This window comes from Agarivorans sp. Z349TD_8, assembly GCF_050870825.2.
GTDB lineage: Bacteria > Pseudomonadota > Gammaproteobacteria > Enterobacterales > Celerinatantimonadaceae > Agarivorans.
On the sequence record NZ_CP194037.2, the window covers coordinates 1,321,461 to 1,335,024 of the forward strand.

Annotated in this window: 11 protein-coding genes and 1 pseudogene; 6 read left to right on the top strand and 6 right to left on the bottom strand. The window is 43.2% G+C overall.

From position 1 onward, the window contains the following. Positions 1–66: 66 nt before the first annotated feature. Complete coding sequence (locus tag ACRRS1_RS05950; protein WP_432468201.1) at positions 67–1,059, top strand: transposase; 993 nt, start codon at positions 67–69, stop codon at positions 1,057–1,059. Positions 1,060–1,393: 334 nt separating this feature from the next. Beyond that, entirely contained in the window at positions 1,394–1,819 is a 426-nt protein-coding gene (locus ACRRS1_RS05955) for a hypothetical protein (RefSeq protein WP_432468200.1), read from the top strand. 371 nt (positions 1,820–2,190) lie between these two features. On the opposite strand, the gene ACRRS1_RS05960 is transcribed toward ACRRS1_RS05955, so the two are convergent. After that, positions 2,191–2,517, bottom strand: a complete 327-nt coding sequence (locus tag ACRRS1_RS05960; protein ID WP_432468199.1) for a hypothetical protein — start codon at positions 2,515–2,517, stop codon at positions 2,191–2,193. A 286-nt stretch (positions 2,518–2,803) separates the two neighbouring features. Here ACRRS1_RS05960 and ACRRS1_RS05965 point away from each other — a divergent pair. Further along, positions 2,804–3,137 (top strand): annotated as a pseudogene (locus ACRRS1_RS05965) (transposase); the annotation flags it as partial. Positions 3,138–3,346: 209 nt separating this feature from the next. Further along, positions 3,347–4,117 (top strand): ribonuclease H1 domain-containing protein, encoded by a 771-nt coding sequence (locus ACRRS1_RS05970; protein WP_432468198.1) that lies wholly within the window; start codon positions 3,347–3,349, stop codon positions 4,115–4,117. An 84-nt stretch (positions 4,118–4,201) separates the two neighbouring features. Here ACRRS1_RS05970 and ACRRS1_RS05975 read toward each other — a convergent pair whose 3' ends face one another. Then, on the bottom strand, positions 4,202–5,608 hold the full coding sequence (locus ACRRS1_RS05975) for a PepSY-associated TM helix domain-containing protein (RefSeq protein ID WP_432468197.1): 1,407 nt from the start codon (positions 5,606–5,608) through the stop codon (positions 4,202–4,204). Between the two features lie 1,315 nt (positions 5,609–6,923). On the opposite strand from ACRRS1_RS05975, the gene ACRRS1_RS05980 reads away from it, so the two are divergent. Further along, entirely contained in the window at positions 6,924–8,162 is a 1,239-nt protein-coding gene (locus ACRRS1_RS05980; RefSeq protein ID WP_432454062.1) for an EAL domain-containing protein, read from the top strand. Positions 8,163–8,245: 83 nt separating this feature from the next. Here the strand turns inward: ACRRS1_RS05980 and glgC are convergent, their stop codons facing one another. The 4 genes from glgC to ACRRS1_RS06000 form a co-directional block, all read right to left on the bottom strand. Beyond that, positions 8,246–9,499 carry a glucose-1-phosphate adenylyltransferase gene (gene glgC, locus ACRRS1_RS05985; protein WP_432454061.1) on the bottom strand — a complete coding sequence of 418 codons (1,254 nt, stop codon included), beginning with the start codon at positions 9,497–9,499 and terminating at the stop codon, positions 8,246–8,248. 319 nt (positions 9,500–9,818) lie between these two features. Next, positions 9,819–10,448, bottom strand: coding sequence for a hypothetical protein (locus ACRRS1_RS05990; protein ID WP_432454060.1), 630 nt, complete (start codon positions 10,446–10,448; stop codon positions 9,819–9,821). Between the two features lie 302 nt (positions 10,449–10,750). Then, entirely contained in the window at positions 10,751–11,299 is a 549-nt protein-coding gene (locus ACRRS1_RS05995) for an acyl-CoA thioesterase (RefSeq protein ID WP_432454059.1), read from the bottom strand. Between the two features lie 295 nt (positions 11,300–11,594). Then, complete coding sequence (locus ACRRS1_RS06000; protein ID WP_432454058.1) at positions 11,595–12,122, bottom strand: NUDIX hydrolase; 528 nt, start codon at positions 12,120–12,122, stop codon at positions 11,595–11,597. A 302-nt stretch (positions 12,123–12,424) separates the two neighbouring features. Between ACRRS1_RS06000 and ACRRS1_RS06005 the strand changes: the two genes are divergently transcribed. Continuing rightward, positions 12,425–13,540, top strand: a complete 1,116-nt coding sequence (locus tag ACRRS1_RS06005; RefSeq protein ID WP_432458902.1) for a phosphoserine transaminase — start codon at positions 12,425–12,427, stop codon at positions 13,538–13,540. The last annotated feature ends 24 nt before the right edge of the window (positions 13,541–13,564 follow it).

The following is a 13,564-nucleotide window of genomic DNA, read 5'->3' on the forward strand; positions in this document are numbered from 1 at the left end:
ATAATTGTGGCGAAATATTCGCCACCCATCTACGCTTAAGTAAAGCCCTCGCGTCGAGTTGTTGTTATGCCTCAGCCTAGAAAATCGCAAGTAAGCTTGGGTGATACGCCTTATTACCACTGTGTTTCCCGCTGTGTACGTCGGGCTTATTTGTGTGGTGAGGATAAGCAAACAGGCAACAGTTATGACCATCGCCGCCAATGGGTAGAGGACTATTTGCTAAAGCTGGCGGAGGTGTTCGCCATTGATGTGTGCGCCTATGCGGTCATGAGCAATCACACGCATATCGTACTGCATGTGAATCAACAACAAGCTGAGGTTTGGTCAATACAAGAGGTGCTTGAACGCTGGCATCGCTTGCACAAGGGCACCTTACTGACTCAAATGTATTTAAACCGGGAACGGCGTCGTCAACTAGATGCAAGCCAGCTTCAATGCATTTATGATACCGCCGAAGTTTACCGCCAGCGTCTCTATGACTTAAGTTGGTTTATGCGCCAGCTCAATGAACATATTGCTAGAGACGCCAATAAAGAAGACCAATGCACGGGCAGGTTTTGGGAGGGACGTTTTAAATCTCAAGCCTTGCTGGATGAAGCTGCGCTAATGGCCTGTATGGCTTATGTCGATTTAAACCCAGTCAGGGCGAAAATGGCAAAAACGCCCGAATCCTCTCAACACACCAGTGTTAGGTTAAGAGCTAAAGCAGTACAACAACACAAAGCCCAACCGAAAGCGCTGTTTCCCTTTGTGGGTAACCCAAGAAACAACATGCCGCAGGGCTTACCTTTTCAACTGCACCATTATTTGGAATTGGTCGATAGCACTGGCCGTATTGTTCGAGAATACAAAAGAGGCCACCTCAAGCTAGAGGCCAGCCCCATTATGCTACGCTTAGGCATAGCCGCAGAGCAATGGCTGAGTCTAAGTTGCGAGTTTGAACAGCACTTTTCAGGAGCGGTGGGTAAAGAGCACCGATTACGGAAATACCATCAACACCTCGGCCATAAGCGCACAACGGGTTTAGGTCGAAGTCGCTGCTTGCTAAACAGCGCTTAATTTCCTTCATTCGTTTTTTATCTAATCATCAGCCATGCTTATGGTGAGGGCTAAGTTAATCCACGCACTTAAACTTATCTCGTTAAATTGCTTAGTTTTTTTGAGCTTTAGCCTAGGTAAAGTGTCGCGAAGAGGTGTTATTGCTGGTTTTGTTTTTATAATGGGTGTCTAGTTTATTTTCGTTTATTTATGCAATGGTTATGAAAAGCCCTTTAAAACCTTTAGGCTTGGCGGCCGCTGCGATAAACCCCGTTATAGTGTTTCTTACACCGTCTGCGAAAATGAGCAGTGTAGGGTACTCTTGCAAACGTAATGTATGTGGAATTGTAGATATATGGATGAAGTGAATATCAAGCTTATCGCTCTCTTTATCACTGCATGCCTATCAGTTTCTGGTTGTAAGGGGCACGAAGAGTCTTTTTTGGGGTGTGATTGGACGATTTCAAGTTCTTACACAGTAGATAGCTCTACACCATTCTTGGTGTATAAAGCGTTGAAGAGCGGCAAGTATATTAAAACGATTAGATTTAATATACCGCCTAATCGATATATGGACGAGTCTGAAGCTGAGCACCGTTTAATCGAAGAGGGCGAATTTGAAGCAGGTTATTGGGCTCGATATGACGTTGGTTATGAAGATAGGGAAGCAATCGCTCAAATTGGTTTGATTTCGAGTCCGTCAATGGGAGGTGAGATAGTCCTGTTTGGGCAAGATGAAGACGAGTTTAAGGAGTTCTTGGAATCTTCGGTGTGTAAATAACAATGTAGTTTTTGATAAGCTCTTGAAAGTAAATGAAAGAGGTGTTTACTGGAGATGCCTCAATCTTTTGGTCGCATATGGTGAAATTCCTAGGTGATAAATGGCAGAAGTCGAGAAGTTCTTTTGAGTAAATAGCATTAAATATTAAATAGCATGGACATCCATCCTAACTTTCATTTAAGCCGCTTAACCGAGCGGCTTTTCTTTAACTGCTAAGCTGACCGCTGCTGTTTAATCAGAGGAAATAATCGAGACATATATGGACGCCCCGTGTTTTGCAACTCCTGATTGAAGATCGGTTCGCTGACATATATCCGGCGTCTTTAAATAGGGCAATTCATGGCTTGCAGTTGCTTGTTATAACTAAGTTCTTATTTTATAGGGGCGGCCGTGTAAACAGATTTAGCACACTCAATACCTGAATCAGGTTTAAAAATAAGCTCTACATTTAAACCTTGAGCTTTAGCAGTCAAAACTGTTGACAACCGAGCAGCGGCTGCCTCATGGGTGTGATTAGTAAGCCGTTTCCAGCCACTTCCCTCTAATAACACTAAGACATTAGTTTCCGGAACTTGGATATGCTGAACTTTTCTCGGCCCACAATGAATTCCATCATCCTGTATCGAGTCAGCATAAACAGAATTAGATAAAAGAGACACTCCAATGCCAATGCCAAGGGCTAGTAATAATTTTCTCATGGTATTCCTATGGTTATAGACGTAATGATCCCCTGTTGAAAGTGTCGACCTCCTGCGTTTATCGTGGGTTCGTCAAACTAGAGCCACACTGTTAGATGCAAGTCATAACAGAACAGGAGATCGACATGTCTAAATCTAGAAAAATTATATAGACACCCATGATTGTCGTGAAATATTCGCCACGCTTCTACGCTTAAGTAAAGTCTTAGGCTAATCTCCCCCCCCCGAAAACTAACAGCAGTCAATCGTAGAGTTTTCTCGTAACATAAACGCAGTGAAATTCTGCATGAAAAAATCAAAATTTAGTGACAGCCAGATTCTGGCCATTCTCAAGCAAGCGGAGGTAGGAACACCAGTTCCTGAACTTTGCCGTGAGTACGGTATGAGTTGCGCGAGGCTCTATAAATGGCGTTCAAAGTACGGTGGAATGGATGCATCGCTCATGGCCCCATGAAAGAGCTGGAAGATGAAAACCGTCATTTTAAAAATAGGTATGCCGAAGAACGTCTTAAAGCAGAAGTCATTCAGCAAGCGATGGCAAAAAAGTGGTGAAGCCGAGTGAGCGGCGTATGCTCGCTCAGCAATCGGTGGCGCATCCCCTGACATTATCGCTTTGTTGTGACAAGCCCAGCGGCGAGTTGTTAAACATGCCAGATTATCCCGGTAAACCCTCCAGACCAACATGTGCACGCCAATACATGGCTCAGATGGATAAAAAACTAATTTTTGGACAGTAAAACAACGCTTGGCCTGGCATATTGGCTTTAAGGCTTCAGCATTGTTGCTTTGCTGGTAATATTAGCCAGCAGCTAACTTAAGAGACTTCAACATGGCAAAAAAATATTACGTGGTATGGCAGGGTCGGGAAACCGGCATTTTTAGCGATTGGGCGACTTGTAAAAAGCAAATCGATAAGTTTGCCGGGGCACGTTATAAGTCGTTTGCTAGTCTGGCTGAGGCCGAGGCTGCTTTTGGTGGTCGCGCCAGCTCTGCTATCAAAGCCGCGGGCGCAGGGCCTGCGGCTAAGCGATATAGCGCTCAAACGGTAAAAACCTATACTGCGGCTGAAATTGATAAACTCGCCGCAGAGGTGAAGATTTTTACCGATGGTGGCTGTGAGCCGAATCCGGGGAAAGCGGGTTCTGGTTTAGCGCTCTATCGAGATAAACAGCTTGCCGAGTTATGGTATGGCTTATATAACCCGATGGGAACTAATAATACCGCAGAGCTGAATGCCTTCAATCAGGCCTTGATTATGGCGGCTCAAGAAGTCGCTTTGGGGCAGCGAGTGGTTATCTTTTGCGATTCTAAATATTCGATTCAATGTGTGACGCAATGGGCGGTAGCTTGGCAGAAAAAAGGTTGGAAGAAGGCCGGAGGGGAAATTAAAAATCTCGTGCTGATCCAAGAGATGTTTGAGCGCTATCAGGCACTAAAAGATAAAATTCAGGTGTTACATGTGAATGGTCACGTTGGAGTTGAAGGCAATGAGTTGGCCGACCGCATGTCGATCCATGCCATTGCCGAAAAGCAGACAGGCTTTAAAGCTTATCCTCAAGCCCTGAATATTCAGGCTATCCTGGCGCTGCGCGCAGGCTAAGTTGGTGAAGCGGGAGCTTGTTCGGCTAGAGCACCGTAAATTGTGCTCTAGCCGGACGTTTGCCGATTCAGTATTTTAAGACTCTCAGCTTATAAAGCTTTTTAGTCGTGGGATCCGCGAGAATATAACAAAATCTAATAGTAAGAAGCTTAGTAAACACAGTCCTGCCATTGGAAACATCAGCGATACGGCGAACATCACTAGCGCCGCGCTTTTCCAAAGTGGCATGTTGGTGGGTAAGGGAGGCGCAGCGAGTTTTAATACCCCTTTAGGGCGGCGTAGCCACCACATCACCACACCCGAAATCGCAATCAAAATAAATGCTGCGCAAAGAAGCGTATCGATCAGGACATTTAACCAGCCCATCTCTCCTTGATGCAGAGCAATGCCTACAGCCATTAATTTAGCCATTAGGCTGTAATCAGACCATGCCGCTTCGGCTAATAATTGTCCCGAATATTGATCTAGGTGTGCAGTTCTGTCTTGAGTGGCATCACTTATATCACCGCTCATGGTGTTGGCTGAGACGGTATATACTGCGGTAGCTGAATTGGGTAAGTTGACCCTAAACCGAGTGAATCCATGTTGTTGGGCAAAGTTGACGATGCTATTGAGATTGGTGTGCTGTTTGGCTGGTTGGCCAGTATCGTCTGAGCTAGGTAGTCGCGTTTGTTCAAGATTCCAAGGAACCTCTTTGGTTTGGCTATGATTCATACTGGCGTGCTTGAGTGTTGAAAGTGGCACCGCATCCCATTTTTGTGCGGGGAAGCTATTCCATGCTTGCACGTATTTAGCCCCCCATATACCGGTCCATGAGAGTCCTGAGATTAAGAATAATAATAAAAATACTGAGGTTACTAAGCCTACGTTAGCGTGTAAATCACGCCACATTATTCTTGTACTGTTGTTGAATCTAATTTTGAACAATCCTGACTTACTGATTTTATCGCGTGGCCACCATAGGTAAATTCCAGTAATCAATAGCACGACGCTAAGGCTGGCGGCCATTTCTATCAGTCGATCTCCAGTATCGCCGAGCAATAAGCTGCCGTGAATGCTATTGGCTAAGTTATACCAGCTTTGGTCTCGATTGATCTGCCCGAGAACTTTACCAGTATAGGGATCTACGGTTATGAATAAGGATTCTCCTGCTGCCTTGACAGCAAACCGACTAGCTTGAGTGGCGCTCGCTGGCGTGATGTATTGTTGTATTGTGGCTTGTGGGTAGCTTGCTTGAACTGCTGCAAGCTGTGCGGCCGGGGATACGGTCGTGGGGTATGGTTTTACCTGAATAATATCTGCAAACTGGGCTTGCTCGATGGCGTCGTCGTAGAGCATGACTAAGCCAGTAATCGATAGCATCAGTAGGAAGGGAACCACAAATAGTCCCGCATAAAAGTGCCAACGCCAGGCAATCATATAGTAGCGTTTGGTCTTGGTTGCTGTTTGTTTTTCGGTGTTCGTCCGTTCTGTAGAGGTGCTGCGCAACATTTCATTCATCCTTTATGTTTTAGGCACAAGCATAAGCCCCCGTAGTGATACCTAAATCGCGCGACTCCGGTATGGCTAAGGGGTATGGCTTCATATTAAATAATGATCAGGCGTGACTAAATGCTGGTGGAGAGCGCGGTGTTTGGATGAGGTAACGATGGAAGCGAACCATAAAAATATAGTTATCATCGTTAGACATTATGAACAGTCGTTGAAAAACTGATGTAGCTAAAAGGACGTTGTGAAATGGAAAATAATGACAGAATAAGCACTGCTTTGAATGAACAGTATCTGCGGGTTGTTCGCTTCCTTCATCAATTTGTACCCATTTAAAACCGCTGAGGGTGCAAACCGACAGCCAAACACCAGCTGTGCGACTATGTGCATTGATGGCAGGCATTAATGAAAGCAGCAACCAGCAAAATAGCCATGCTGAAATCATTAGGTGTTTAAAGAATGTTTTGTTTATGTTAATTCTTCCATGAGTTATGTCGCACTCTATGTGGTAAACATAGAGCTTTGAATTTACTTTTTAACCGAAGGGGTGATTCTATTTAACATTTGAAAGCTTGCAAGTAATTATTATCATTTGATAGGGTGAATGCTGGAGGTGATTGAGTCATGAGCCTTTGGATTTGATTTTAATTTTAATTTTACAAAAGTAACAAGATCCGATAATGAATCTGATGAAACTGATTATGGTTTTCGCGCTTTGAGTCACCCAAGCTTGGGATATTTCGCACCAATTTAGTGCGTGGCTTTTGATGTTTGGCTGCAAACGGGATTTTTGAAATAGACTGAGAGCGAAGTATAGTGCAGGGTTGGTTTATTCCTAGAGCCAGTAAAGCAGTCTTAAGGGTGTCTTGTAGCAGTTGGATAAAGTGTGAGCTAAAGGCCAAACCAAAATGCGAGGATGATTGTGGAAGGTGATCATGAGCCACAAGTGTGCCGAAGAAGGATTTCTTTGGCGTTTGCCCCACTTTTCGACACCCATCTTATTGTAATGAGATAGTTTTCTTCTCAAAGGGAAATCAATGTTCGAAGATAGAATGCTTCCAGCAGTTCTCTTATTTGGTTGAGATGGTCGCTATACCCTCGCTCTATCATGACGATGAACAAAGCTTTATTGAGATGCTTAACAGCGCGTTTAAAGATTATTTGATGGTAAAAGTGAAACATTGAGCAACGGATCGAGGATTTATTTACAGAGTTATTAACTGCGAAATAAATTATATTGGCGTGTTTTGTGCTTGCTAAGTGACCTCTTTCAGGTTAATTATAAAATATTGGGTAAACGGATAGTATGGGATCGGGTTTGAGCGGTCGAAAGATAGTCAACATTAATTCTGCGACGCAGGTGACTAAGCAGCGGGTGTTAAATCCGCTGCATTACTTTCCGCATTTTCAACCGATAGTTTTTCTTCCTACGGGGCAAATTGCCGGTTATGAAGCCTTGGCTCGTACTCAAAATAAACTGGGAGAGGTGTTAAGCGCCGGAGGAATATTTTCTAATCAGGAATATACCTTGAACAATCGTCGTCAGGTGGATCGCAATGTGCGTAGACAGGCGTTAGAGCATTTTGCTCAGTCATCACAACAAGGCTTCATTACGCTTAATATTGTGCCTGATTGGGTCGATATGTTGAGCAAAAATATCTGCACTCCCACGATTTCTATGATCGATGAGCTGAATATTGATCCCTCAAAAGTTGTCATTGAAATCACTGAAGCTAGCGGTAATATCGATAATCTACAACGAGTTGTCAAAGATTACCATCGTGCAGGTTTAAGGGTGGCGATTGATGATTTTGGGGTAGGAGCCTCGCAAGTTGATCGAATTATCGCGCTTGAACCCGACATTATTAAATTGGATATGCGTTTGTTTAAGGACGCAGCTAAAGGCGGCTTGCCTGCGGATGTGGTGTTATCTATTTCTGAGTTGGTGCAGCGTGCAGGGTGTGAGTTAATCTGTGAAGGTGTGGAATCAGAGCAAGAGTTTCATTTTGGAGTGGAGTGTGGGGCGCGTTACATGCAAGGGTGGCTATTTTTCAAGGCCAGTGATGATTTTTTATCCGCTCAATTGAGTCATGCCAAGGTTCAGCAATTATTAGCCAGTTATCTGCAGCGTAAAAGTCTACGGACTCAGCAGACAGTGAAGCATAATGTGAATGTTAAATCACAGGTTTTGGCGTTAAAACATCATCTGCAAAATGTGCAATCGATACCTCGAATGAGTCAACAACTCGCTGAAGTGGGGATCCTCCGTTATTTTCTATGTAAGGTGGATGGCACGCAAGTCTCTCCGAATTACGATGTGACTGAACAGGACATCGTTGAAGATGATCGACTGGTTGGTGCAAATTGGAGCTTTCGTCCTTATTTCCATGCCTTAGTGGCTTTAGATTCGATTAAACCTCAGCAACTGATTTTATCTAAGATTTACCGCGATTCCAGCAGCCAAGAAATGTGTAAAACTTTTAGTACATATTTAGCGAAAGACTTGATATTGCTGGTCGATTGTAAGGTGCAAGATGATACTTTGTTTGTAGAGTAATCACCGCCTGTCGGAATTTTTATTTGTAAGGTAAAGTGCTTATTAAATGACCATTGACCCCAAAAGGTCAATGGTCTCTATTGTTAACGTAGCATGTCACTGGAAACAACGATTACACCATCTGCAGAAACGGTAAATCGACGATGGTCTTCAGTTTTGTCATAGCCGATGATTGTGTTATCGGGAATGATGCAGTCTTCGGTAATTATCGCGCGTCTTATCTTACAGTTCTTACCAATACTTGATCCGTTTAAAGCGATCACTTGGTCAAGTTCAGTATGTTCTTCCACTCTCACATCCAATGACAATAACGAACGGTGAACTTTGGCTCCCGATACGATTACCCCAGCAGAAAGTAATGAATCGGTTGCATAACCGCGACGTTGGGCTTCGTTAAAAATAAATTTGGCTCCGGGCCGTTGTTTTTGATCGGTAATGATGGGCCACTCTCGATCATAAAGGTCTAGCTCTGGATCTGGGGCGACTAAGTCCATATTTGCAGCAAAGTACTCATCGATATCTCCCACATCTCGCCAATAAGCGATGCGTCCTGGATGACCTTTTGCGGCAAAAATATAACCATATACTTTCCGGTCTTTTAGGATATTTGGGATCACATTGTGGCCAAAGTCATGTGAGTAACCGGGTTTTATTAGTCCTTCACGTAGCTCATGATCCAGTACATCCATATTAAATATATAGAGCCCCATTGAAACTAAGGCTTGTTCTGGATTACCTGGGTCAGACTTAGGATTTTCGGGCTTTTCTTCAAAATCAACGATTCGCCCCTCTTCATCCAAGCCCATGACGCCGAAAGAAGAGGCCTGAGAAATTGGTTTACGAATGCAAGCGACAGTAACATCGGCATCATTCTCTGCATGAAAGTTTATCATTCGAGAATAATCCATCTTGTAAATATGGTCGCCGCCGAGGATTAGCACTCGGTCGTAACGCTCATGATCAATAATATCTAGGTTTTGATACACGGCATCGGCAGTTCCTCGATACCAGTTTTCTCCAGTGCGCTGTTGTGCGGGAATAATTGACACTCGCTCATTGAGTGCCGGGTTTTGAATTTGCCAGCCCGATTGCAGGTGCATAATCAGGTCGTGGGCCATGTATTGGGTTAATACACCGATATTACGCACGCCAGAGTTTATACAATTCGATAGCGTGAAATCGATAATTCGATATTTTCCTCCGAATGATACCGCTGGTTTTGCGACTCTACTGGTTAATTGCTTTAGCCGAGTGCCTTTGCCTCCAGCCAAGACAAGGGCAACTGTACGCCTGACGAGGCGGTTACTGGAAGTATGAGAATAACGGTTTTCAGACATCTCCAATGTTTCCTTACAACGAGATTAGATAGCCCATGATAACCTTTTCAAAGTAAATGTAACGTCTATACATGACACATTTATTTATTTTGAGGTTTATATTAAATAAAAATAACAGCTTGTTCTGATAAAAAGTCTTTACTAGCGATTATTCTCTTTTTTATATCAGAATTTTAGTGTCTTTTCTATCATTAAGTGGTTTTGTTTTATCGTTTTTAGAATGGGTTATTAAACATTTTGTTATTTGTAATACTAAATTATATATATTAATTATTTGATTGGTAATCTCTTTCTCCAAATTCAAACAGTCATTCAATTTTTATTTGAAAAGTTGAGGCTGTTGGTTTTTTAATTTCTTTAATCCGTGGTTAAATTGATTTCTAAGCTGTTCGTTGTGAAATCCAAGTAAACGAGGTGAAATGGGTAATATATCGTGAAAGCTTACTTCTGGGAGTTGTTGACCTGCGGGCATTCGGGTTTGGTTAAGGTAGGCAAAGATACGTTTATCAATGATGATCACGTCCACTTGGCCGCGGTAGAGGCGTTCTAGTTGAGCATGTTGATTAGCCACTTCGGTGTACAGTTCACTTCTGCTAATCGCTTTAGTGTAGTCTTCGCCAAGAGAGTTTATCGCATTCTTAAAAGCCATCACTTTATACTGGCTGAGTTGAGCCACATGGTTTAGCGGCAATGCCCTCGCTTTAAGGGTGATAGCTGTATTTAGGTAAAATATTACGGGTTCAGAAAGGTAAAAATTTCTACTGGTAGTAGGGGCATTAACGATGGCATCGACCATAAGTTTTTCCATCAATCGTTCAGCTCGTAAATTTGAAGTAAAAACCACTTGTTTTACTTGATGCCCTGCAATTAGGAAAGCTTGCCTAATGATATCTAGTTGTATACCCGACTGAGGTTGTTCAATGATATAAGGCGGGATCGATCTGCTCATCGCAAGTGATATTTGTTTCGCCTGTACGAGGTGATTACCGAAAACATAGATGCATAGCACTGTAAAAATCGTGTTGAGTTGCAGTTGGAATGTTTTCATAAGGCTACGAATGATTAGCTTTAAACTTGAGTATGGTGGACAGCGCTCCATTTTTAAAGAAATCTCTAAGACCAGTGGCTCTTTTGGGGGCTACTTAGCATGGCGAGTACCATGAGCAAACGGCTTAGTCAGTAAGCGTTATTTTGAAAGATTGAATACGCTTAGGCCTGTAATGGAATTTGGGTTTAGCGTATGTGTTCAAGCTATTGTTGCAGTACCACCGCTGATTCTTGCTTTTTGGTGGAGAGCAGCTGCTTCCAGTGTATCACCCTTAAGGGGAGCTCTGGTGATGGCTGTGTATCGCCGATTAGATGAAGTAAATCGGTCATCGTTATGACAGATTTTCCTCGAATAAATACCCCCCGAACCAAGATACTGGCATACAAGGTATCTTGACCAATGAAACGATGTTCAAAGTACCAATATTTTTCATCCCAACCGAGTAATTTACTATGCAACTCTAGTTTGCTGAGTGGTTTAATGGGTCTGATATAAGTGATCGACTGAGCATTCACTACGCCTAACCAACGTTGTTTAAGACTCGCGGCAGCCAATCCTGTTTTTAGCATCATGTCGATCCGCCCTAAGTCTCCGAAGGCGAGATAGCGGGAGTTGGTTAGGTGCATATTGGCATCACAGTCAAAGGGTAGCGCCCGTAGGGAGATAACAAAGTCTTCGCTGACTGACGCTGCTGATTTTGAGCTGAACCAGTGACGAAATAGCAGACTGAATAAACGAAAATATAAATTCATAGTAAATCTCACACTCAAACTGTTTACATCTGTTTAACATATCTGGTCGGATGAGTAAAGCGAAGGGCGTATGCGCTGGTGATTGGTGTGATTAGAATGAGTGCAGTGTAGATGTGATTTTGTTGAAAGTTTAGGGCACTTGAACTTAAATAGTGAGTGCTGTAAGCATCTGGTTTTATCCGATATATTTCACGCATTATACTTGACAGTTAGTGCTTAAGTTACAAGCCGAAAGACTCGCTACATTCATCCAAAGCAAGGTATTAAGAAGATGCCGTTTATGCTGAGCCGGTCATCAGACCGTTTGAACTTGAGTCTGCAATTGCAGCAGGGCTTGATGTACAGAGCTGAAGGCTATTTTATGAAAGGGAAGTGCTGCAATAGGATGCCACTGCCAAGTTGCGACATCATCTAAGGCTTTTAGATTGGGCTGCTGATTCAGCTTACAGCTGAAAAAACTGTCGCAAGTATGATAAAGCACCTGTTTATAATGGTAACGATTGGCGAAAGATCCAAAATATTGTAGCGATTGTAGTTCTACCGATAGTTGTAATTCTTCATATAATTCGCGTTGTAAACCTTGCTCTAAACTTTCCCCATATTCAACGAAGCCGCCTGGTAGATCCCAATCGCCTTTTTGCGGTTTAACCGCTCTGGAAACCAGCAGTACTTGTTGTTGGTAGAGTAATATAGCCCCCGCGGTTGAGGCCATATTGTGAAAATATACAAATTGGCAGCTGTTGCAAGACCACTGTTTAACATCGATTTGCTGTAGCTTCGCTTGACCACATTGAGGGCAGTATTGGGGAATAAATCGATTCACATTTTATCGCTATTTAACGGTTTATGGATGAATGGTAACGATATATACAGGGTTTGCAAAGGAGATTGGGGTAGTCGCTAGTAGTAAATAGCAAGTAACTAGTTAAACATAGCGCACTCAGCGTTTATTTGCCGTTTATACGCTTGATTGTAATGGTTTGCTGTTTTAAGTCCATTGATTATCTTGAAGTTTTACCTCGCAAACAAAATTGGCTCTAAATCATTTTATGCGTCTTGGGTCTGACATATACTGCCTCAGTTTATTTCTATTTCCTTCAATGCTCTTGTTTACAAGGACCAATAATGAAACCCCAGTTGAAACCAAATTGCCCCAATTTTTCTTCAGGCCCTTGTGCCAAAAGGCCTGGCTATCAATTAGCTGAGTTGAATATTGAGACACTTGGACGCTCCCATCGAAGTAAAATAGGCAAAGCGACTCTTTCCCAAGCAATTGAACTCACTCAACAGTTACTGTTGTTACCCGAAGGATATCGGGTGGGGATTGTTCCAGGGTCTGATACGGGCGCCATGGAGATGGCTATGTGGTCTTTGCTAGGCCCCAGAGCAGTGGATATTTTCAGTTGGGAGTCATTTGGTAAAGGTTGGTTTACCGATGTGATTAAGCAACTTAAGTTAGAGCAGGTCCAGCATTACAGCTGTGATTACGGTTTGCTACCAGATCTACATCAAGCAAACTCGGAACATGATTGTATTTTCACTTGGAACGGCACCACTTCTGGTGTCGCTGTACCGAATGGAGATTGGATTGATAGTCAACGCGAAGGGCTCACCATTTGTGATGCTACTTCGGCGGTATTTGCGATGCCCCTCCCTTGGGAAAAACTAGATGTGGTTACATTTAGTTGGCAAAAAGTACTCGGTGGAGAAGGGGCTCATGGGGTGCTTATTCTTAGTCCACGGGCTGTTGAACGTTTAGAAAGTTATCAACCTAGCTGGCCTATGCCCAAAATTTTTCGTTTAACTCAAGGAGGAAAACTCATTGAAGGTATCTTCAAAGGCGAAACGATTAACACGCCGTCGATGTTATGTGTGGCAGACTATGTCGATGCACTCCAGTGGGTTGAATCGATGGGCGGAGTTGCCGAAAGTATTAATAAATCGCAGCAAAACCTCCAAGTCTTAAAGCAATTTGTCGCTGAAAATGATTGGATCCATTTTCTCGCTCAACAAGAGAACACACTCTCTAATACCAGTGTCTGTTTGACTCTCGATGCCAGCCCTGAACAAGTAAAAGAGATCATGAGCTTGCTTGAGCAAGAGCAGGTTGCTTTCGATATCGGAGCCTATAGAGACGCTCCTGCGGGACTGCGTATTTGGTGTGGCGCCACTGTAGAACAACAAGATTTGCAAGCGTTGATGCCATGGTTAAAGTGGGCTTATGCTCAGGTGTGCCTTTAAGTTTTAAGGAAACTATTTAGTTAT